This window comes from Hyphomonas atlantica corrig., assembly GCF_017795365.1.
Taxonomy (GTDB): Bacteria; Pseudomonadota; Alphaproteobacteria; order Caulobacterales; family Hyphomonadaceae; genus Hyphomonas; species Hyphomonas atlantica.
The window spans coordinates 1,065,676-1,087,032 of record NZ_CP051254.1; the positions used below are offsets into that span (position 1 = coordinate 1,065,676).

Annotated in this window: 21 protein-coding genes; 8 read left to right on the forward strand and 13 right to left on the reverse strand. The window is 59.3% G+C overall.

Annotation, left to right across the window (positions count from 1 at the left end; genetic code table 11):
• Window positions 1–18: 18 nt before the first annotated feature.
• Window positions 19–414 (reverse strand): succinate dehydrogenase, hydrophobic membrane anchor protein, encoded by a 396-nt coding sequence (sdhD, locus tag HF931_RS05390; RefSeq protein ID WP_035547638.1) that lies wholly within the window; start codon window positions 412–414, stop codon window positions 19–21.
• Between the two features lie 12 nt (window positions 415–426).
• Window positions 427–825 (reverse strand): succinate dehydrogenase, cytochrome b556 subunit, encoded by a 399-nt coding sequence (gene sdhC / locus HF931_RS05395; RefSeq protein ID WP_035547636.1) that lies wholly within the window; start codon window positions 823–825, stop codon window positions 427–429.
• Window positions 826–921: 96 nt separating this feature from the next.
• On the opposite strand from sdhC, the gene HF931_RS05400 reads away from it, so the two are divergent.
• Window positions 922–2,670: a DUF885 domain-containing protein gene (locus tag HF931_RS05400; RefSeq protein WP_273242263.1), complete on the forward strand. Its 1,749-nt coding sequence runs from the start codon at window positions 922–924 to the stop codon at window positions 2,668–2,670.
• 6 nt (window positions 2,671–2,676) lie between these two features.
• Complete coding sequence (locus HF931_RS05405; protein ID WP_273242265.1) at window positions 2,677–3,393, forward strand: type 1 glutamine amidotransferase; 717 nt, start codon at window positions 2,677–2,679, stop codon at window positions 3,391–3,393.
• Here the strand turns inward: HF931_RS05405 and HF931_RS05410 are convergent.
• Window positions 3,390–4,163: an outer membrane beta-barrel protein gene (locus tag HF931_RS05410; protein WP_035547630.1), complete on the reverse strand. Its 774-nt coding sequence runs from the start codon at window positions 4,161–4,163 to the stop codon at window positions 3,390–3,392. The genes HF931_RS05405 and HF931_RS05410 overlap by 4 nt on opposite strands.
• Window positions 4,164–4,338: 175 nt before the next feature.
• Between HF931_RS05410 and HF931_RS05415 the strand changes: the two genes are divergently transcribed.
• Complete coding sequence (locus tag HF931_RS05415) at window positions 4,339–5,853, forward strand: phosphohexomutase domain-containing protein (RefSeq protein ID WP_035547627.1); 1,515 nt, start codon at window positions 4,339–4,341, stop codon at window positions 5,851–5,853.
• On the opposite strand, the gene HF931_RS05420 is transcribed toward HF931_RS05415, so the two are convergent.
• On the reverse strand, window positions 5,854–6,498 hold the full coding sequence (locus HF931_RS05420) for a glutathione S-transferase family protein (RefSeq protein WP_420537730.1): 645 nt from the start codon (window positions 6,496–6,498) through the stop codon (window positions 5,854–5,856).
• Window positions 6,499–6,680: 182 nt separating this feature from the next.
• Here HF931_RS05420 and HF931_RS05425 point away from each other — a divergent pair, with 182 nt between their 5' ends.
• The 4 genes from HF931_RS05425 (at window position 6,681) to HF931_RS05440 (ending at window position 10,394) form a co-directional block, all read left to right on the forward strand.
• Window positions 6,681–7,991: a UDP-glucose dehydrogenase family protein gene (locus HF931_RS05425; protein WP_273242269.1), complete on the forward strand. Its 1,311-nt coding sequence runs from the start codon at window positions 6,681–6,683 to the stop codon at window positions 7,989–7,991.
• A 26-nt stretch (window positions 7,992–8,017) separates the two neighbouring features.
• Window positions 8,018–8,668 (forward strand): fructose-6-phosphate aldolase, encoded by a 651-nt coding sequence (fsa, locus tag HF931_RS05430; RefSeq protein WP_035547618.1) that lies wholly within the window; start codon window positions 8,018–8,020, stop codon window positions 8,666–8,668.
• Window positions 8,669–8,674: 6 nt separating this feature from the next.
• Entirely contained in the window at window positions 8,675–9,490 is an 816-nt protein-coding gene (gene thiD, locus HF931_RS05435) for a bifunctional hydroxymethylpyrimidine kinase/phosphomethylpyrimidine kinase (RefSeq protein ID WP_273242271.1), read from the forward strand.
• Window positions 9,491–9,575: 85 nt separating this feature from the next.
• The gene (locus HF931_RS05440; RefSeq protein ID WP_273242273.1) at window positions 9,576–10,394 is read left to right on the forward strand and encodes a PhzF family phenazine biosynthesis protein; all 819 of its coding nucleotides are present in this window, start codon (window positions 9,576–9,578) and stop codon (window positions 10,392–10,394) included.
• Window positions 10,395–10,400: 6 nt separating this feature from the next.
• Here the strand turns inward: HF931_RS05440 and HF931_RS05445 are convergent, their stop codons facing one another.
• The 8 genes from HF931_RS05445 to htpX all read right to left on the reverse strand — a co-directional run bounded on the left by HF931_RS05445 (window position 10,401) and on the right by htpX (window position 19,826).
• Window positions 10,401–10,976 carry a hypothetical protein gene (locus HF931_RS05445; RefSeq protein WP_273242274.1) on the reverse strand — a complete coding sequence of 192 codons (576 nt, stop codon included), beginning with the start codon at window positions 10,974–10,976 and terminating at the stop codon, window positions 10,401–10,403.
• A gap of 9 nt (window positions 10,977–10,985) precedes the next feature.
• Window positions 10,986–12,590, reverse strand: coding sequence for a bifunctional phosphoribosylaminoimidazolecarboxamide formyltransferase/IMP cyclohydrolase (gene purH / locus HF931_RS05450; RefSeq protein WP_273242276.1), 1,605 nt, complete (start codon window positions 12,588–12,590; stop codon window positions 10,986–10,988).
• A gap of 66 nt (window positions 12,591–12,656) precedes the next feature.
• The gene (locus HF931_RS05455; protein WP_273242278.1) at window positions 12,657–14,546 is read right to left on the reverse strand and encodes a polysaccharide biosynthesis protein; all 1,890 of its coding nucleotides are present in this window, start codon (window positions 14,544–14,546) and stop codon (window positions 12,657–12,659) included.
• Window positions 14,543–16,270 (reverse strand): heparinase II/III family protein, encoded by a 1,728-nt coding sequence (locus tag HF931_RS05460; protein WP_273242280.1) that lies wholly within the window; start codon window positions 16,268–16,270, stop codon window positions 14,543–14,545. The genes HF931_RS05455 and HF931_RS05460 overlap by 4 nt, the downstream gene beginning before the upstream one ends.
• Window positions 16,271–16,294: 24 nt before the next feature.
• Window positions 16,295–16,963 carry a ribulose-phosphate 3-epimerase gene (gene rpe, locus HF931_RS05465; RefSeq protein WP_273014312.1) on the reverse strand — a complete coding sequence of 223 codons (669 nt, stop codon included), beginning with the start codon at window positions 16,961–16,963 and terminating at the stop codon, window positions 16,295–16,297.
• Window positions 16,964–17,031: 68 nt separating this feature from the next.
• Complete coding sequence (locus HF931_RS05470) at window positions 17,032–17,517, reverse strand: outer membrane lipoprotein (RefSeq protein WP_273242282.1); 486 nt, start codon at window positions 17,515–17,517, stop codon at window positions 17,032–17,034.
• Between the two features lie 127 nt (window positions 17,518–17,644).
• On the reverse strand, window positions 17,645–18,913 hold the full coding sequence (locus tag HF931_RS05475) for an RsmB/NOP family class I SAM-dependent RNA methyltransferase (RefSeq protein ID WP_273242284.1): 1,269 nt from the start codon (window positions 18,911–18,913) through the stop codon (window positions 17,645–17,647).
• A 16-nt stretch (window positions 18,914–18,929) separates the two neighbouring features.
• Complete coding sequence (gene htpX / locus HF931_RS05480) at window positions 18,930–19,826, reverse strand: zinc metalloprotease HtpX (protein WP_273242286.1); 897 nt, start codon at window positions 19,824–19,826, stop codon at window positions 18,930–18,932.
• A 90-nt stretch (window positions 19,827–19,916) separates the two neighbouring features.
• On the opposite strand from htpX, the gene HF931_RS05485 reads away from it, so the two are divergent.
• The gene (locus HF931_RS05485; RefSeq protein WP_035547596.1) at window positions 19,917–20,132 is read left to right on the forward strand and encodes a DUF1674 domain-containing protein; all 216 of its coding nucleotides are present in this window, start codon (window positions 19,917–19,919) and stop codon (window positions 20,130–20,132) included.
• A gap of 14 nt (window positions 20,133–20,146) precedes the next feature.
• On the opposite strand, the gene HF931_RS05490 is transcribed toward HF931_RS05485, so the two are convergent.
• Complete coding sequence (locus tag HF931_RS05490; protein WP_273242288.1) at window positions 20,147–21,331, reverse strand: acyl-CoA dehydrogenase family protein; 1,185 nt, start codon at window positions 21,329–21,331, stop codon at window positions 20,147–20,149.
• Window positions 21,332–21,357 lie beyond the last annotated feature (26 nt).

Here is a 21,357-nt window from a genome sequence, read left to right on the forward strand (position 1 = left end):
TTGCTTCTCCCGCGGGCTTTAGGCGCCCGCGCCAATCCAGAGTTTGAGAACCGAAAGAGCCACAGTCACGAACAGCGCGATGCACACGAAGCTGTTCAGGATCAGCAGGGCCGACTTGGTTCCCGTTTTTGCGATATAGTCCTCGACGACCACCTGCATACCGATACGCATGTGGTAGAACGCCGCGCCGGCGGTCAGTATCAGCAGGATGGCGTTCCACGGCTTTGCGGCCCAGGCCTGAGCGGAGGCGAGGTCACCGCCCATCGCATTGATGATGGAGAAGACGAACCACGGGACGAGGAAGATCAGCGCAATCGCGGAGACGCGCTGGCGGATATGGGTTTCGGTGCCCGACTTGGCAGAGCCGAGACCGCGGGCCGCCTTGGCGGGCGTGATGAAATTGTTCGATGCCATGTCAGTCGCCCCTTAAAGCCAGGTGGCAGCAGCAAAAATTGCCGCGGCACCAATGATGGAGAAGAGGTAGATGAACACCGAAACCGTGCTGGCGGTTTTCGGGTCAAATCCGACATGTGGTCCGTCCCAGAGCAGGTGACGAATGCCATTCAGGAAGTGGTACATGACCGCCACAGCCCAGAGGAACAGGATGACCTGGCCATACCAGGCGGACACGATGTCTTCGATCACGCTGTACCAGCCAGCGCTGGTTGCGAGGGCAATGATCCATGCTGTGATGAGGAATGTTCCGAAATACAGGGCCATGCCCGTAAACCGGTGTGTGATGGACGCAGCCATCGTGATGTGGAACCGCCAAATCTGAAGATGAGGCGACAATGGGCGCGTATCTGCCCGTGTAGTGCTTGTCATGAGGGAATGACCTTGCTTGCCTGCAATGAATGCTTTGGCTTGGGTTCTAGGTTTCTCTATGCTTCTGTCAACGGCACAGGGCGTGGGAGCGACAATATGAAACCTTTTCTTTTTGCAGTGGCTTTTGGTGGGCTGGCCAGCGTTGCCGTCGCGGACCCACTGGACACGCTCGTGCCTGAATATGAGGCCTATGTAGATGCCAACAGCCCCGAAGGCGCTGCGCGCACGGCAGGTCTGGCGCCGGATCGCTGGTCTGATGTGACGCCTGAAGCGATTGCTGAGCAGGCCGATGCAGCGAGAGCCTTGTTGGAAGAAGTGCAAAAAGCTGAAACTGAGCGCGAGATAGATCAGGCCATCCTGATCCGGCTGCTCGACTCGGATATCGTATGGGCAGAGACCGATTCGGCGCGCATACCGTTTGTCGGGGATTGGGGGTTTCAGGCAGAGCCGGTTTTTGCGGCCCTGCGAGTAAATCTCGACAGCGAGGCGGCCGCTGAAGCCTGGATCGCGCGCCTGAATGACGTGCCGCGATACTTTGATGAGAATATCGCAAACATGCGCCGTGGGATCGAGACAGGCTGGACCGCGCACAAGGATCCGCTGGACACGGTGATCGCGCAAATTCGAGAGCAGGTTGTGGATGATCCGGCGGAAAGCGATCTTTACGCGCCGTTCCTGTCCCTGCCTGAAAATATGGACCCGGCGGTTGCCGAGCGACTGAAGGCTGAAGGCCTGACTGCAACGCGGCGCGCAATGGATGCCTATCTGGATGCCTGGCGGTTCCTCGAAATCGAGTACAAACCCTATCTGAGACAGGGCGCCGGCATTGCGGGCCTCGAAAACGGTCAATCCGTTTATGCGGCGATGGTTGAATACCATACGGCGGGCGCGGGGTATTCGCCGGTTGAGATCCACCAGCTTGGCCTCAGCGAAGTTGCGCGGATCCGCTCCGAAATGGAGGCGATCATTGCCGAAATCGGCTTTGAGGGGAGTTTCGAGGAATTCCTGACCCATCTGAGGACAGATCCGAAATTCTATGCGCAATCCGCTGACGAGTTGATGGCGGCAGCAGAAGAGATTTCATCGCGTCTGCGGACCAGTCTGCCAGACTATTTCGGGAATCTGCCAGAGCTGGAGTTTGAGGTGCAGCCCGTGCCGGACGCGATTGCGCCGGGTTATACAACAGGCCGCTATGTATCCGGCGATCCGGAGGAGGGTCGGTTGGGCATTTACCTTGTGAATACCTACGCCCTCGACCAGCGACCGCTCTATGAGCTGCCCGCCTTGTCAGCGCATGAGGCCGTGCCAGGGCATCACCTTCAGATCGCCCTTGCCCAGGAAATGAGTGATCAGCCGAAATTCCGGCAGGACTATTACGCGACCGCCTTTGGCGAAGGGTGGGGTCTGTATGCAGAACGGATTGCGGGTGATGCGGGCATCTATCGCACGCCCTATGAGCGGTTCGGGGCGCTGTCCTATGAAATGTGGCGCGCGTGCCGCCTCGTCGCCGACACGGGATTGCACTGGTATGGCTGGACCCGAAGCGCAGCCGAAGCCTGTTTCATCGAGAATTCTGCCTTGGCGCCGCTCAACATTCAGACCGAAGTGACGCGCTATATAGGCTGGCCGGGGCAGGCCGTGGCCTACAAGGTCGGGGAACTCAAGATCCGCGAATTGCGCGCGCGCGCCGAAGCCTCATTGGGCGACGCGTTTGATGTGCGGGAATTTCATGATGCGCTTCTTGCAGAAGGCGCTGTGCCGCTCGATGTAATGGAGACGCGCATTGATGACTGGATCGCCGCGCAACATTCCACCGCTTCAAACACCGATACGCTTGCAGACTGATCCCCAATGAAATTGACCATTATCGAGACCGGACTCGTGCCCGAGGCCATTCGGGCGGACTTTGTCGACTATCCCGAGATGTTCCGGCACCTGATCTCGGTGGCCAGTCCTGACATGGAGTTCGAGACAGTTTCGGTGATCAAGGGCGAGGCCCTGCCCGATCCGTCGACATTGGAAGGTATACTGATCACAGGCTCGCCGGCGGGCGTTTATGATGACTTTCCATGGATCGCGCCGCTTGAGGACTTCATCCGAGGGGCGGCGAAGGCTGGCGTTCCGCAAGTGGGCATCTGTTTCGGCCACCAGATCATGGCCGATGCATTGGGCGGCAAGGTGATCAAGTCGCCGAAAGGGTGGGGGATTGGCCTGCACACCTACGAGATGAAAGCCTGTCCGGACTGGATGGAGGGCAATTGTCCGGCGACCATATCGGTGCCGGTGAGCCATCAGGACCAGGTGGTGGAGTTGCCGCCGGGCGCAAGCGTATTGGCGAGATCAGACTTCACCCCAATGGCAGCCATCGATTACGGCAAGACGCCAGCGGTCTCGTTTCAGTGCCATCCTGAATTCAATGCCGAGTATTCCGCAGCGCTCTACCGCAGTCGAAAAGGGCGGCCCCTGACAGAGGCCGCCGTTCATGGGGCAATCGAGAGCCTCAACGCGCCGCTGGACAATCAGCGGCTGGGCGTCTGGATCGCAAACTTCCTGACATCCCGGCGTTAGCCGAAACGATAGCGTACGCCGACCGTGAACAGGTTCTGTTGGTTCTCGATTTCGAGATTGCCGGGGAAGAGGTCATTGTTGACCTCAATGTCCTCGGTCGCCCGGTAGGCATATTCGCCATAGACTTCCCAGGTTTCTGACGCCAGCCAGGTCAAACCGGCCTTGAGCTGGTAGGCAAATTTGGTCTCGCCATCATCAACTACGCCAACGCCTGATGGGTTGTATTGTACGTCCACATCGGAAAAGCCGATGCCGGCGCCCGCATAGGGCTGGACTGTGCCACCGTTGTTGAAGTCATAGTACAGGTTCGCAAAGACAGAGGTGCTTGAAATGTCACCCCGACCGTCTGCGACGACATCCGCTACGGTTGCGCCGAGGGGCGTCGGGCTGCCCGCGATGGACGCGGCGTCGAGGGCATCAATGCTGCCGCCGCCGAGTGTAACGCCCGTATGAGTGTCGACATCGGCACTGGAGTAGGCGAGTTCGACTGCGCCGCGGAAACCATTGCCATAGCGTGCGCCGACTTCAGCGCTGAAACCTGTGCCATTATCGAATTCCGTGTTCCAGCCATATGGCGTGCCAGCGGCGACATCGAGTGTCGTTCCGTCGCCAAGATTACCGGTGGTGAACGCGCCGGTCGTGCCAGAATTGTCGCTGTCTGACTGATTCAGGTAGCTGACTGATCCGGCAGCGTACCAGTCCTGGGCCATGGCGGGGGCGGCGAGCAATGCCGCCACGGAGATGGTAACCGATATGTGTGAGAGTTTCATGGGGGGTTCCTCAATGACGGGGTTGGTGTCATCAGGGAGTACGAACCGAGTGAAAGATCGGATGATTAATAAAGAGTCATGTTTTGACGCCTATGGCGCACCTCATGCATATCCTAATCGAAATGATACACTCGACGTGTAGGGACGCATTAAGCCTGGAGACACAAGACTCATGATGCCCAAACCATTGGCTGATATTCAGCCGAACACGCTGGAATTTGAAATTCTTCCGCTCGTGAAGCCGACCGGCTTTCGTGAATATGATGCTCGGTGGTGGTTCAACGGCATTGGCAAGGAAAAAGCGCCTGAGCTGAACCTGACCGGCGTGCAGGCGCTGGGCCTTGGCATGGCGACGCTCTTCCATGAGCTGGGCGTGGAACCGAAAGTGGTAACCGGCCACGATTTCCGCTCTATCAGCCAACCGATCAAGAACGCGCTGATCCTCGGACTGGTGCAGGGCGGATGTGAAGTCCTGGATGTGGGGCTGGCCCTCTCGCCAATGGTGTACTGGAGCCAATTCGAGCTGGACGTGCCATGTTGTGCGATGGTGACGGCGAGCCACAATGAGAATGGCTGGACCGGTGTGAAGATGGGCGCCAACCGCCCGCTGACTTTCGGGCCGGATGAAATGGGCCGTCTGAAGGAAATCGTCATGGGTGGCGACTTCCAGCCTCGCGCTGGCGGCGCGCATCACCGCGTCGATGGCATTCGCGAGAAGTATATCGAGGCGGTTGTGGGTGACACCAAGCTGACGCGTCCGCTGAAGGTGGTCGCGGCATGCGGAAACGGTACGGCAGGTGCGTTCGCTCCGGATGCGCTGCGCATGATGGGCGCCGAAGTTATCGAGATGGATTGCAATCTCGACATGACGTTCCCGAAATACAATCCGAATCCGGAAGATTCCGAAATGCTGCATGCCATGGCCGAGATGGTGCGCGAGACTGGCGCCGATGTGGCGCTGGGCTTTGACGGTGACGGCGACCGCTGTGGTGTGGTCGACAATACGGGTGAGGAAATCTTTGCTGACAAGATCGGCCTGATGCTGGCACGCGACCTGTCAAAGATCTATCCAAATGCGAAATTCGTGGTCGATGTGAAATCCACGGGCCTCTACAAAACAGACCCCGTCTTGCAGGAGAATGGCGCGACAGTCGATTATTACAAGACCGGGCACTCCTACATCAAACGCCGCACGACAGACCTTGGCGCACTTGCGGGCTTTGAAAAGTCCGGCCACTTCTTCTTCCGTGAGCCAATTGGCCTCGGCTATGATGATGGCCTGGTGGCGGCAAAGGCGGTTCTGGAAATGCTGGACCGCAATCCGGACAAGAACATGGCCGACCTCAAAGGTGAGCTGGGTGTTGCTTACACGTCTCTCACCATGTCTCCGCATTGCGATGATGAAACCAAGTATGGCATCGTTGACAAGATGGTTGAGGAATACAAGAGCCTCAATGGTACGGAGATCCTTGGGCGGAAGGTCGTTGACGTGAACACGGTGAACGGCGCCCGCGTAACGCTTGAAGACGGTTCCTGGGTGCTCGTGCGGGCGTCCTCAAACAAGCCGGAACTGGTCGTCGTGGTAGAATCCATGGCCAGCGCGGATGACATGCGGGACCTGTTCCACAAGGAAGTGAAGCCACGCCTTGGCAAGCATCCGGAAGTTGGTGCCTACAATCAGGAAATCTGATCAGGCATTTGCCGGCGGAGTTTCCGGTCCGTACCCGTCCATTTCAGCGTCGTCCTTCTCGGTCGCGCGCTGGAAGGCGGGGCGGGCCATGCCGCGTGAGATGTAGTCCTTGAGGCGCGGGGTTGCCGGAATGGTGCCGAACTGAACGCCCCAGGCGATCTGTGAACCGACATAGATGTCGGCTGCGGTAAATCGATCGCCACAGATGTGGGGCCGGTCATCCAGGATCGAGGTCAGCGTCGCAAGTGTGCGCTCGAAATCGCCATAACCGGCCATGCCGGAATGTTCGGAGGGCACGTTGAACCCCATTGCCCTGTTCGTGCTTGCCTGCTCCCAGGGGCCAGCGGCAAAGAACATCCAGCGATAATAATCGGCCCGCTCTTCGGGCAGGGGAGCGAGACCCGCATCGGGAAACGCTTCGGCGAGATAAGCGCAGATGGCGCCGCATTCTGTCACCGTTTTTCCCCCATGGACGATGGCAGGCACTTTCATCATGGGATTGATGGCTTTGTAGTCGTCTGACTGCATTTCTGGCCCGTAGTGCAGCAGAACAGTTTCATAGTCTGCGCCGGTCTCTTCCAGCATCCAGCGTGCGATCCGGCCGCGCGACATGGGGTTCGTGTAAAAGGTCAGCTTCGTCATCATTATCCCCAATGGATTTTCCATGCACTATCCTAGTCTGGTGCGTGCAGCATTGCCAGAAGGATACCGGACTCACTCCCTTGACCTCAGGCCGGTGTTCCCGCACTGGCCCTCTTGACCGATTGGCACAAAAATCGCACCCCTCGCGACCAATCCATATGGTTTGTTTGAAGTGAGGAAATCTCATGCGTGTTGCGATGATTGGGACAGGCTATGTCGGCCTTGTGAGCGGGGCCTGTTTTGCAGATTTCGGACACGTTGTGACGTGCGTCGACAAGGACGCGTCAAAGATTGAGAAGCTCGAAGCGGGCGTTATGCCTATTTACGAGCCGGGCTTGGACAGTCTGGTCGAGAAGAACGTCAAGGAAGAGCGTCTGTTCTTCACAACTGAAGCCAAGGACGCGATCCGCAATGCCGACGCAGTGTTCATCGCAGTTGGCACGCCATCCCGCCGCGGCGATGGGCATGCCGATCTGTCTTATGTCCATGCGGCCGCAGAAGAAATCGCCGAACTGATGGACGGCTTCACTGTCGTGGTAACCAAATCGACTGTTCCGGTTGGAACTGGCGACGAGGTTGAGGAAATCATCCGCAAGAAGCGCCCCGATGGCGATTTCGCGGTTGTCTCCAATCCGGAATTCCTCCGCGAAGGCGCCGCGATCAAGGACTTCAAGATTCCAGACCGTGTGGTCGTTGGAACGGATGATGAGCGCGCCCGCGAGGTGATGACGGAGCTCTATCGCCCATTGTTCCTGAATGAGACGCCAATCCTGTTTACAGCGCGTCGTACGTCAGAACTCATCAAATATGCCGCCAACGCATTCCTGGCTGTGAAGATCACGTTCATCAATGAAATGGCGGATCTGTGTGAAAAGGTCGGGGCCAATGTCCAGGAAGTGTCGCGGGGAATCGGACTCGATGGCCGTATTGGCAAGAAATTCCTGAATGCAGGACCGGGCTATGGTGGATCCTGCTTCCCGAAAGATACACTCGCGCTGACGAAGACGGCAAATGACTACAATTCACCTGTCCGGATCGTGGACACGGTCGTCGAGGTCAATGCGGCCCGCAAGAAAGCGATGGCGGACAAGGTGATTGCGGCAATGGGCGGCGATGTGAAAGGCAAGACGATTGGTGTTCTGGGCCTGGCATTCAAGCAGAACACCGACGACATGCGCGACGCGCCGAGCCTCGACATCATTCCGGCGCTTCAGGCGGCCGGTGCGAATATTCGCGCGTTTGACCCTGAGGCGATGGAAGAGGCATCTCACCTGCTCAGCGATATCGAGTTTGCGAAGAACGCGTATGATGCGGTCGAGCAGGCGGATGCGATGGTGATTGTGACGGAATGGGACCAGTTCCGTGCGCTGGACCTCGATCGGATCAAGGCGGCACTCAATTCAAACATTGTGGTTGACCTCCGGAACATCTATTCACCTGAGGACATGGCGGGCCGTGGATTCCAGTACACGTCCATTGGGCGCCCGTCGGTCTGAGACGTCAGGAAAACAGGATTCTGAACATGAAATTTTTCGTAGATACAGCCGATACAGGCGACATCGCCGAGCTGGCCGCCACCGGCCTGATCGACGGGGTGACCACCAACCCATCGCTGGTCGCCAAATCCGGTCGCCCGTTCGCCGATGTCATCAAGGAAATCTGCGAGATCGTCTCCGGGCCGGTCAGCGCAGAAGTTGTTGCAACCGATTATGATGGGATGATCACCGAAGGCCGTAAATTGGCGAAGATCGCTGACAACGTTGCCGTAAAGCTCCCGCTGACCTTGGATGGCCTTAAAGCTTGCCGCACCCTCTCGGATGACGGCACGATGGTGAACGTCACGCTTTGCTTCTCCGCCAATCAGGCGCTGTTGGCAGCGAAAGCTGGCGCGACCTTCATCTCGCCGTTCATCGGTCGCCTGGATGATATCAATGTGGATGGCATGGAGCTTATTTCCGACATCCGCCAAATCTATGACAATTACCTGTTCGACACGGAAATCCTTGCCGCGTCGATCCGCACAGCAAACCATGTGAAGCTTTCGGCCCTGGCCGGCGCTGACGTGGCCACAATGCCGCCAGCCGTCATCAAGGGACTGGTCAAGCATCCGCTGACCGACAAGGGCCTGGAGACCTTCCTGGCGGACGCTGAAAAGGCGGGCATCAAGGTCTAAAGTGTCATGACCCAGTCAGACGGCCCACGCGGTCGTGTTCTCATCATCGCCGGATCTGACTCCGGCGGTGGTGCTGGTATCCAGGCCGACATCAAGGCCGTCAGCATGCTTGGCGGCTATGCGATGACTGCGGTGACCGCGATCACTGTGCAGGATACGCGCGGTGTGCATGGTGTCTGGCCTGTACCGATCGAGGCCGTTACCGGCCAAATGCAGGTGACGCTAGCCGACATTGGCGCAGATTCCATCAAGACCGGCATGCTCGGCTCCGCGCCTCTGGTTGAAGCGGTCGCAGAAATTCTGTCAGAGCGCGCGCAGTTCGTACCAAGGGTGATAGATCCGGTAATGGTCGCCACGTCCGGTGACCGTCTCGTGGATGCGAAAGCCGTTGAGGCAATCCGGGCGGAACTCGTGCCCCAGGCCCGCGTGGTGACCCCAAATGCGCCCGAAGCCGAAGTCCTTACCGGCAAGGCAGTCGAAACCGTCAGCGGACAGAGACGGGCGGCTGAAGCATTGCTGGAATTGGGCGCGAACGGAGCATTGGTGAAAGGCGGCCATATTGGCGGGGATGTGATCACCGACGTTCTTCAGACCACGACGGGGGAGTGGATCTTCGAAAGCCCGAGGATTGATACGACCTCCACGCACGGAACCGGCTGCACGCTGGCCTCAGCGATTGCTGCGCGTCTTGCGCAAGGCATCAGTGTTCCGGATTCTGTTGAACAGGCGCGTGAGTACCTGATGAAAGCCATCCGTGAAGCGAAAGGCTTCGGAAGCGGTCACGGCCCGGTTCATCACGGCTGGGTTCTGGACGAGGAATAGCCCCCCTCAACGGGTGTTCAGAATTCATCGTTTTTCCAGAACGGACTGCCGTGGCATTCAGGTCTTCTTCTTTGGAGACATCGCCATGCCAACCCTGCCATTCTATCAGATAGATGCATTTGCCTCGAAGCCGTTCGAAGGAAACCAGGCCTGCGTCATGCCGCTGGACGCCTTTCTGCCGGATGAAACGCTTCGGGCGATCGCCGCCGAAAACAATGTTGCCGAGACAGCCTATATTGTCCCTTCAGGGGAGGGGGTGTGGACGCTGCGCTGGTTCACGCCTGCTGTGGAAGTACCGCTTTGCGGCCATGCGACGCTTGCGACGGCACATGTCCTCTATGAAGAGCTGGGATTTTCCGGTGCGTCTATTGCGTTCGACACGGTGAAGTCAGGCCGGCTGACTGTCCGACGGCTGGATGATGGCCGCCTGGAGATGGACTTTCCATCTGGGCCTGTCACAGAAATTCCTGTCACGGACGAGGTAGCGACGGCTATGGGCGCACGACCAGCGCAGGCTTGGGGTGGAATGTTCTATGCCGCCCGGTTTGATACGCCGGACCAAGTGCATGCCCTGGCGCCTGACCTGAAAGCATTGAAAGATCTCGGCGCGCCGGGCGAAGGCTGGGACCGTGGGAACTTTGGCTGTTTTGCAGCGGGCGGCGACGGTGTGGATGTGACCAGCCGTTTCTTCGCGCCGGGAAGCGGCATTGACGAAGACCCGGCTACAGGAAGCTGGCATACCATGCTTGCGCGTGTGATGCGTGAGCGGTTCGATCTGGATGCAATGAGTTGTTTTCAGGCGTACCCGGGCCGCGGCGCTTACATCGATACGAAGCTTCAGGGGGACCGCGTGAAGCTGATCGGCCAATCCGTGACCGTGATCAAGGGCAGCTTCAGCCTTTAGGGCAGGCTATTCGGCGCCCCAGGGCGCGGGCGGTGTTGCGACCGGTTTTGACGTATCGAACTCGACGCGGAAAAACCGGTTCGGCCGCTCCATTTCATAAGCAAATAGCGTATGCGTGGGGCGCACTTCGATGGCCCAGGTATTTTCCTTCGACTGAGGAATTCCCTTGGCGTCGAACAAGGCCTTGGTGGCGTCATCCGCCGGAAAGTTCATCCGGCTGCCGCTCAGGCGATCGTCGCGCGCGCCGCCATACCAGGTAATGGCGTCCAGGCTGCCATCCTCATGACGATGGTCATGGTGCAGGGCGAGGCGTCCACCTTCGTGGTGGATGACCCATGTGCGGGAATGATCATCGCCCACGTGAAGCGGGATACGGATTTCGTCATCGGAGCATTCACGGACATGCATGACAACGCGTTCAGCGCGCCAGGAATCATCTTCCTTGTCTTCGCTGACGATCCTCCCCTCGAAAGCTTGTCCGCAAAGCTGGGACAGGCGGTGCATGAACTCTGCTTCCCTTGAGTCCTGTCCGCTACAGGCGCTGAGAGCCAGTATCGTTACAAAGGGAAGCAGAGCGCGCATCAGACAATCCTAGTGGCGGAAGTGGCGCATGCCGGTGAAGACCATGGCGAGGCCAGCCTCATCGGCGGCGGCGATGACTTCATCGTCGCGGATCGAGCCCCCCGGCTGAATGACGGCTGTCGCACCCGCTGAAGCGGCTTGCAGAAGACCATCAGGGAAGGGGAAGAACGCATCCGATGCTGCCACACAGCCTTTGGTCTTTGGTTCGGACCAGCCGGCCGCTTCGGCGGCGTCTTCGGCTTTGCGTGCCGCAATGCGGGCTGAGTCGATGCGGCTCATCTGGCCAGCACCGATGCCAACAGTTGCGCCATCTTTCGCATAGATGATTGTGTTGGATTTTACGTGCTTTGCGACGCGCCACGCAAACAGCATGTCTTCCAATTCCTGTTCGGTTGGCGCTTTCTTCGTCACGACTTTCAGGTCTTCACGCGTGATGCGGCCAAAATCGCGGTCCTGCATCAGGAAGCCGCCAGCGACCGTTTTCACGAACCGTCCGCCCGCTGCCGGGTCTGGCAAGCCTTCCGTAATCAGGAGGCGGAGATTTTTCTTTTTGGCGAAGATGGCTTGAGCCGCTTCATCAGCGCCGGGGGCGATGACGACCTCGGTGAAGATCTGGGAGATTTCTGCCGCAGTCTCTTCGTCCAGCGCGCGGTTCAGGGCCACGATGCCGCCAAAGGCCGACGTTGAGTCGCAGGCCAGAGCCGCGCGATAGGCTTCAATGATGCTGGAGCCTTGCGCCACGCCGCACGGATTGGCGTGCTTGATGATGGCGACGGCTGGTGTTTCGGCGCCCAGTTCGCCGATCAGTTCATAGGCCGCGTCGGTATCGTTGATATTGTTGTAGGACAGTTCCTTGCCTTGTAGTTGCTTCGCGGTGGCGACGCCGGGGCGTTTCTCACCGGTCACGTAGAAGGCTGCCTTCTGGTGCGGGTTCTCGCCATAGCGCAGGCTCTGCTGTCGCTTGCCGCCAAGGCTTGCCCAATCCGGAGCCGGCTCGCCCAGTTGTTCGGCATACCAGGTCGAGATGGCGGAATCGTAGGCTGCTGTGCGTGCATAGGTCTTGGCCGCGAGTTTCCGGCAAAGCGCCACGCTGACCTCACCATTGGCCGCCTCCATTTCGGCCAGCACAGCATCGACATCGCCGCCATCGGTACAGACGGCCACGAACGCGCCATTCTTTGCAGCGGCGCGCAACATGGCCGGTCCGCCAATGTCGATGTTTTCAATGCAGGTTTCGAAGTCCGCGCCGGAAGCGACGGTCGCTTCGAAGGGGTAGAGGTTCACGTAAATCAGGTCGATTGCGCCAATACCGTGCGTCTCGGCATCTTTCACATGGGAAGGATTGTCCCGTAGATAGAGCAGGCCACCGTGAACTGCGGGGTGAAGCGTTTTCACGCGTCCGTCCATCATTTCCGGAAAGCCGGTAAGATCTGCCACGTCCTTCACGTCCAGCCCTGCCTCTTTCAGGAGCTTGGAGGTGCCACCCGTGGAGACGAGTTCGACACCCATCGCGGCGAGCTTCTGGGCTTGCTCCACCAGTCCGGTCTTGTCCGACACGGAAAGCAGGGCGCGGCGAATGCGAACGGGGGCTCCGCGAGAGGCGGCATCTGTCATGTTGGGAAATCCTTTGGCGCAGGCTTCAAGCTGTTGCCGCGGGGGGTAGCATGACCGCCGATTGCGTCAAGCGCTCCAGCGCCGCGCACGTTCGGCGCGTTCGCTTGCATATTCTGGAACGAGCACGCCGAGCAGCCTCAGAGCCTCTGACCGTTCCCGTCTCGATGCGGCTTCGATCAGCTCAGCCAGCCGTTTGTCGAATAATTCGGAAAGGGTGTGCACATTCTCGACTTGCCAGACGCCATCCACGGTCGTTGAGCTGACGGCCTCATGTTCATAGGTGAGCGCTTCGTGCATCTTCTCACCTTCACGCAAGCCGGTCGTCGTGATCTGGATATCCACGCCGGGCACGAGGCCTTTCATGCGGATCATCGTTTCGGCGAGCTGCAGGATGGGCATGGGTTCGCCCATATCGAGAACGTACAGGCCTGTCTGCGCTGTCTTGTCCTGTATCGCAGCCGATTGCAGGACAAGAGCGGACGCTTCTTCGACGGTCATGAAGTAGCGCGTCACGCCGGGGTCAGTAAGCGTAATCGGGCCCCCCTCGGCGATCTGGCGCTCGAACAATGGCACCACTGATCCGGACGAACCGAGCACGTTGCCAAATCTGACGATAGACGCCGCCATTCCGGTTCTGCTGGCAATGCGCGAGATCGCTATCTCGGCCAGGCGTTTCGTGGCTCCCATGACATTGTCTGGGTCTACAGCCTTGTCGGTCGAGATGAACACAAACCGTTTTGCTCCAGCCGCGGCTGCTGCTTCAACAGCGTTCACGGCCCCGAACACGTTGGTCAGGATTGCCTCGCACAGATTCCGTTCCATTAACGGTACATGCTTGAGGGCCGCCGCATGAATGACGACGTCCGGCTTGGCGTGAGCCATGATGTCGGAAACGCGTTTCATGTCGCGCACATCACCTAGTCGGGCTTGATGCCGACCTGGCAAGAGGCGCGATAGCTCCATATCAATTGAGTAGAGATTGTACTCCGACGCATCCATCACCGTGAGAGAGGCCGGGTTCAGACGAGCAACCTGGCGGGTCAGCTCGGAGCCGATCGTGCCGCCACCCCCGGAAACGAGTACGTTGGAGCCGGCCACGAGATTTCGTACCGGCTCGATGTTCAGGTGCCTTTCAGGACGTGATAGCAAGTCTGACGGGCGCACAGGTTCAAGCACTTGTGCGGTTTGATCCTTGCTCAGCGCCATGATTTCAGCGCCATGGTCTGAAGCGATTTCCAGAATGCGGATTGTCTTGTCACGCTGGCGAGCTGTTCCGGTCAGTGCGACCCAAGGGGTCTGCTTGTAGCGAACAGCAAGGACGTCGATCAGGTCACCGAGTTCATCAAGCGATCCGAGAATAGGGATTCCCCGAATGGCGCGCCCGGTTTCTGTTGGCTGAACATCGACCAAACCGAGCAGGCGGATCCGGTTTGTTTGAGCAGACGATTGAAGCCGCCGGATGACGTGCACGCAGCTTTGCGAATCTCCTACAAGCAAGACCGGCTGACCGTTTTTCGCGATCGGGCTGAAAATCTGGAAAGGGGCATGGGTGGTGCGAGACAGGGCGAACATGCGCCCGATGAACAAGCCGATCGTCCATATGATGAGGGCGGACGTGAGAGTTGTGTACGGTGTTGCCAGCAACCCATTCAGCATCAACATGACGGGCAGGTATATCAGCGCAGACAGGCAGACTCCCTGAAAAACCCGCACAGCGTCCGGCCACCCCATGTGGCGCCAGACCTGCTTCTGGATTCCAAGGATCAGAAAGGCCACCGTAACCGCGAGCGCGAAGAAACATGTGCTGATGGCTATGGATGAAACGGGGAATTCTGGTCGAGGGTTTTCGGACGACCAAATCAACAATCCGGAGAATCCCATTGCGCAAACTGCAATGAACACATCAAATCCGAGTGTCAGCGCCATCGCCCTGCGGGCGGCCTGTTGTGGCGTCATGCGGATCTTTCCTTCAGAAATGCCCACCGAATACAATTCGGAGGCTGCTGCCCGTCCCCATTCGGATCTGCGAATCCAGCCATAACGATTTGCTCAGGTCTTTCAACCACTCCGCGCGCCAAATAAACGGTTCTTTCGAGCCGGGCGCCCTCATGACTCGTCTTGAATTTCCACACTGCGCCGTCGTCGCAGACAAGACGAATCGCGTCTTTTCCCATGATTGCCGTCACCGTGGGATGTAGATGAAAGCGAATTTCGAAGCCAATGAACTTCCGGTCATCTGCGGGTGGCTGTGAGACGGGGCGGACCAGCGAATCCTCGCCGGTAAGGCGTTTTCCGTCACCCGACATGAAGAGGCGACGACGATGAAGCAAACCGCAGGCCGCCTTGTAACCGCCGTGCTGGGCGTCCAGCCAGATCTCGTCGGCTTCTTCCAGACGTTTGGCCGATATGCCTTCCGGCCCGTGCGCAGACAGCAATCTGGACTCCTCGTTCAGCGAGAAAGTCGCAGAGTCACGACCGGAAAGAACAAGGGTTGAATGTGCACCTGATCGACGAACGGCCGCCTGCCAGTCGACGTTCACTTCGGCGCTGTACCCACATGATGTGACCAGCCGACTTGGGCCGTCAGAGAGTTCAAATCCCAATGCGCCGGCATGAGCGAAGTCGCTGAAAGGTCTCTCCGGTGCGTCCCCGCAATCAAGAATCAGTTTTAATCCATTCTTTTCAAGCTTCTGGAAGCCTGATTTCGGCGCAAACATGAATCGGCGTGGCGGCGAAGGGAGCCGGGCGAGGGCAGCTTCAACGGCCTCGGGACGGGCTTCGTCTCCGTCATTGAACGGGCAGAGAGCGCCATCCTCTACTTGAAAGAATGCGACCATCGCGCCGACACGCGAAATCCACTTCTCGAGAAAATCTGGCTCGGGGTGACCCGCGCGATTGAACAGGTCCTGCAGGGTCAGCAAGTGGATGAGTGTGTTGAGCCCGCGTGACGGGCTGCGCGTGACGTGGCCACCGTCTGGCAGGATCTGGGCTGTGCATTCCGCGTCGAGGCGGGCGACCGCTGCGTCCAGGCTCATCGCGCGATCTATACAAAGCGCAGCAGCAACCATTGTGACCGATGCAAACCACCTGGCCTTCGGATCTGTGGCCGCATCCACTTGCCCCGAGATGTAGCGGAGCTGGCGGACGAGACAGTCCAGCCGGACTTCCCGCTCGCTTGTCGAGCCGGTTTCGAACACTTCCCGACCGCAAAGCAGCCAATTCCAGCATCGCACGCTCGTAGGCGCCAATCGCCAGGAAAACCCGTTAAAGTTGCCGTGAGACTGTATCCATTCATCGACAAATCTGACGGCACGTTCGGTGCCTTCATTGCCTTGATCGAGCAGGTCAGGCAGCCATGAAAACCGATGCAGACGATCTGCGAAATGCTTCGAGGGCAGGGGTGTTGACCACGGGGACTGACCCGGTGCCAGCGTCATGCGCTGCATGCCGATGCGCCAGATATCCTGCATGAGGGCTTCGCCGCGGCGATCATCCGACGGGATGAGGCGGTTCAGATGATGAGAGAATTGTTCCGGAACAGGCCCGGAAACGCCAGAGCGCTGCAGGGCCGAAACTTTCACATCATCTCCGGATATCCCGCGAAACCTGCGCCAGAGCGCGGCGTCATCAGCCCCCGTTCTGGTGCGGTCAGCCAGGATTTCGCTGTCTCCGCCTCCCACGCTCACCGTCCATTCTGTCTCAAACTATACTTTTACGTGCGGCCTGAGTGACCGAATATTCTCAGCATAGGCGTTTGGACCGCCCTTGAAAACGGCAGATCCGGCCACGATGGCGTTTACGCCGGCAGAGATCGCTTTTGGGGCAGTTTCTGCATTCAGGCCGCCATCAATCTCAAGAATGATGTCGCGTCCTGTCGCGTCGATCATGCTCCGCAACTGCTCGACCTTGCGCAGCTGGCTGTCGATGAAGGCCTGGCCTCCGAAACCCGGATTGACGGACATGACAAGGATCAGGTCGGTCTCGTCGAGAACGGGTTCAAGAATGCTTGCAGGTGTGCCCGGGTTCAGGGCGACACCCGGTTTCATGCCGGCGGCGCGTATGGCCTGAAGGGTGCGGTGCAGATGGGGCCCTGCTTCCGGATGCACGGTCAGGATGTTTGCGCCAGCTTTTGCAAACGCCGAAATGAACGGGTCCACTGGGGCGATCATCAGGTGCACGTCGAAGGGCTTGTCTGTGCATTTCCGCAGTTTCTCGATGACCGGAGCCCCGAATGTCAGGTTTGGCACAAAGTGCCCATCCATGACATCGATGTGGATCATATCTGCGCCAGCATGGTCGATGGCGGCAATTTCCTCACCGAGACGGGAGAAATCTGCGGAGAGAATCGAGGGAGAAATAAGCACGTCGCGCATGCTCCCTCCCTATGCCGGAACAGCCAACCGCACAAGGCGGTCGGCTGCCGGAATATGCGTGAAGCGGCTTAGTAGGCTGCTGCCGGAACGAGTTTCCAGCCGTCGGCACCAGCGATGATGTCAACCGGGGTGCCCGGCGCGATATAGACGTCTGCGCCCTGGATGATTTCCTTCACGTCGCCCGTCGAAAACCGCACGATGTAGGCATAGCCCTGCTGCTTGCCGACCGCTTTGCCCGCTGCGTTACCGGCAATACCGCCGATCACGGCACCGCCAATGGCGCCAGCAGTCTGGGCCTTGTCACCACCGCCGAGTTCAGAGCCAGCAAGGCCGCCTAGAACAGCGCCGGTTGCCGTACCGATGAGGGAGCGGTCAGATTGGATCGTCACCGCGCGCACGGAGGACACAGTGCCCTGATATACGGTCGAGGCCTGGCCGACAGCGCCTGGGGTTGCGGTGCCTGCGCCATAGCTGTTTGCACATCCGGTCAGCGCAAGTGTCAGGGCAGCAAAGGCACCCACAGCGACCTTCCGGGGGGAAAATTCGGTAATCATGTTCGAGTGCTCCTTGCACATTTTGATGGGGCGATTTTGCACAAAGCGCCCTGAATGGCAGATGAACTCTGCGGGGCGTTTTTGTGGCGCGTCAATTTAAAGATTGGAAACCATCAAAGCGGCCGGGTCAGAGGCGTGTCAGTCTGGCGATGAAGAACGCATCATGCCCAGCGCCTTCGCTCGGAATGGTCAGTAGATCGCCAGCTCCGGTGAGGCAGTGCTCGAAGCCGGGGATTTCGTCCGGTTCAATCGCATGACGCGTATAGAGGCCGTTCGAGAGCGCGCCTTCCACGATCTCAAGCCCCTCAGACTTGAGCGGCGTGCAAACGCAGTAGATCACGGTCCCGCCCGAGACGACCATGTCTGCAGCGGCGGCGAGCAATCTGGCCTGCGCGGTCGGGAAACGGTCGATCTCTGCTTCCCGCTTGATCCATGCGCCTTCCGGGTGGCGTCGCAGCGTGCCTAGAGCCGAGCAGGGGGCATCCAGCAGCAATTTCGAGACGGGCGCATCCGGTCGCCATTCGTCGGCATTTGCCGCGATGATGTCGGCCGACAGGCCGGTTCGTGCGAGGTTTTCCCTGAGCCGTTCCAATCGCGGCTTGGAGCGATCAACTGCCGTGACCTGTGCGCCGCTTGTCGCCAATTGTAGCGTTTTGCCGCCGGGGGCCGCGCAAAGGTCCATGATCTTGTCGTCTTCTGTCGCGCCGAGTAGCCGGGCAGGCAGGGCGGCGGCTGCATCCTGAACCCACCAGTCTCCGCTGTCATAGCCTGGAAGCGTTTCGACGTTCGAGTGCCCGAGGCGAACAGAACCGGTCGGCAGCAGGTCGCCATGTGTCGCCGTCGCCACTTCAGTTGGGTCTGATCGCGCGGACAGAAAAAGGGGCGCCTCTGACAATTGATGCGCCGCGAGCCTTTCAGCGCCCTCCGCGCCGAGGTCTGCCGCGAACCGGTCAGCCAACCAGTCTGGCCAGACGGAGATTGCGGACATGGCGTCCAGTCCCGGATCCGTGTCCGCGGCCCGGCGCAAGACGGCATTGAGGAAGCTGCCGCCTGAGCGGGCATCCGGCCACCCCTTGGCGGCCTCAACGGTCTCGGACACCGCCGCGTGCGCGGGTGTGTCCAGTCGCCAGAGCTGTACCGCGCCGATGCGCAGCAGCGCGCGAATGGCGGGGCTTGTTGCCTCAAGAGGGCGGGAAAGAAGAGGGGAGAGCCCAGCATCAATCCGACCGAGTTCCCGCAGCGCGGCGCTCGCCATCACGCGCGCAAAGCCGCGATCCGGGCCTTCCAGGTCATTGTAACTGTCTGTCTTCGCCATCGCTTCATCAAGCGTTCGACGACTGTCCAGCGTCAGCATCAGCAATTCTGCTGCTGCGCGCCGTGTTTGGGCTCCGCTCATCCTGTGTCTTTTCCCTTCAGCCCCACGGGCCGGCTTGTCGGCGTGGGGTCTCGGCTTTTTCCGAGCTCACGCCCATTTCGGCGGCCATGCGGCGCAGGGCCTCGATCCGGTTAGCGGTTGCCGGGTGGGTTGAGAACAGATTATCTGCGCCGCGACCACTAAGCGGATTGGCGATGTACATGTGCGCCATCGCCGGATTGCGCTCTGCCGCCATGTTCACGGACGACCGTGTGCCGCGTTCAATCTTCTGAAGGGCTGAGGCGAGCCAGAGCGGATTTCCGCAGATTTCCGCGCCGCGCTTGTCAGCCTCGTATTCGCGCGACCGGCTGATTGCCATCTGCACGAGGGCCGCTGCCATGGGTGCGAAGATCATGATCGCCAGAGAGCCGATCAGGCCCGAACGCTCCCGGCCAAAGAACATGGCAAAATTGGCAAGCATGCCGATGGCGCCAGCAATCGTGGCCGTCACAGTCATGGTCAGCGTGTCGCGGTTCTGAACATGGGCAAGTTCATGCGCCATGACGCCGGCAACTTCTTCGCGCGAGAGCGAACCAAGCAGCCCCGAAGTTGCTGCAACGGCGGCGTTTTCCGGATTACGGCCAGTGGCAAAGGCGTTCGGTTGCGGTGTCTCGATGACATAGACGCGGGGCGCGGGCATGCCTGCGCGCTCTGCCATGCGGGCGACATCCGCTGCGAAGGTGCGCAACATGGGGGAGGAGGTTTCAGGCGTCACTTCTTTCGCGCCCTGCATGCGCAACACGATCTTGTCTGCATTCCACCAGGAAAAAATGTTCATGCCCGCCGCAACGACAAAGGCGATGATCATGCCCATTGCGCCGCCAACCAGATAGCCCACCGCCATGAACAGCGCGGTCAGCGCGGCAAGTAACATGAAGGTTTTTGCGGTACCCATGGGTGACACGTCTCCGGTAGTTTCAGTCTTGGGGGTGTTTAAACTTCCCACTAATCTATATGGGGATTGTTAACGAATTGGGGAGTGCAAATGAGCACACCAGACTTTCTTGATGAGGCCGAAATAGCGCGCCGGAATACTTTGCCTGCTGCGGCGCGGCGCGCCCTGGAAGAGGCCGATGCCCGAAAGGCCAAAGAGGCTGAAGACGCCGCTGCGCTTCCGGAAGACGAACGCGGTGGCCCCCGAAAGATCGAGCCGACCCGGTATGGTGACTGGGAACGCAAGGGCATCGCTTACGATTTTTGATCGCGAGTCCGGCGCTAGAGGCCTAGCACCTTCTTGGCGATGATGTTGCGCTGGATCTCGTTGGTCCCGCCATAGATTGATTGAGCCCGGCCGCCGAAATAAGTGGCAACGTCTGGCGCAGCGAATGCGGGCAGGCTATCCGGCAAATCCCCGGCCTTGCCGAAGGGCTGGCCGAAATGGCCGACAGCATCCAGCATCAATTCCGTAATCTGTTGGTGCGTTGTTGTGGCCAGAATCTTTACCGTCGATGCTGCGTCTCCCGGTGATCCGCCTGCGGAGAGGGCGGATAATATGCGGAACACGGTCATCTCCAGCCCATCGACGGCCATTTCCGCTTCCGTCAGCTTGCGGGCAAATCCCGGATCATCAATCAGGCGGTAATTGCCATTCTCCGGCATTTCGCGGGCGATGTCGCGAACATGGCGCAGCATGGCGCGCTTGCCGCCAATGCGGGCATAGGAGGTGCGCTCGAAACCGAGCAGGTATTGCGAATAGGTCCAGCCTTTGCCTTCCTCGCCGATGCGATAGTCTTCGGGCACGGTGACACTATCGAAGAAGACCTCGTTCAGCACATGTTTGCCATCGATTGTGATGATCGGCTTCACGGTCACGCCGGGGGCATCAATCGGGCAGCAGATGAAGGTGATGCCTTCCTGCTTCTTGCCGGCATCCGAGGTCCGCGTGAGCAGGAAGATCCAGTCCGCATGCTGCGCGGCGGACGTCCAGATCTTGTGGCCGTTCAGCGTGTAGGTGCCATTCTCCAGAACAGCGCTGAACTGGAGAGAGGCGAGGTCTGATCCCGAACCCGGCTCGGAATAGCCCTGCGCCCAGCCGACTGAGCCGTCACGAATGCCGGGCAGCCATTTTTCCTTCTGCGCATCAGACCCGAATGTGTAGACAACAGGGCCGACATAGACGACGCCCATCGGCGTGACGGTCGGCACGCCGGCGCGTTCCAGTTCTTCGTCAAAGACGTATTGCTCCTCGACCGACCAGCCGGGGCCGCCATATTCCTCCGGCCACGCACTGGCGAGCCAGCCCTTTGCGCCGAGCGCCATTTCGGACCGGCGGACTTCTGCTGTGGTCAGGGCAAGCCCTGCGCGGTTCTTCTCGATGATGTCCTTCGGAAATTCGGTCTCGAAGAAGCGGCGGACCGTCTGCCGAAAGGTTTCGATCTCTGGGCTGAAGTCTAGATTCATGGCGTTTTCTCCCTGCCCAAAAGCGT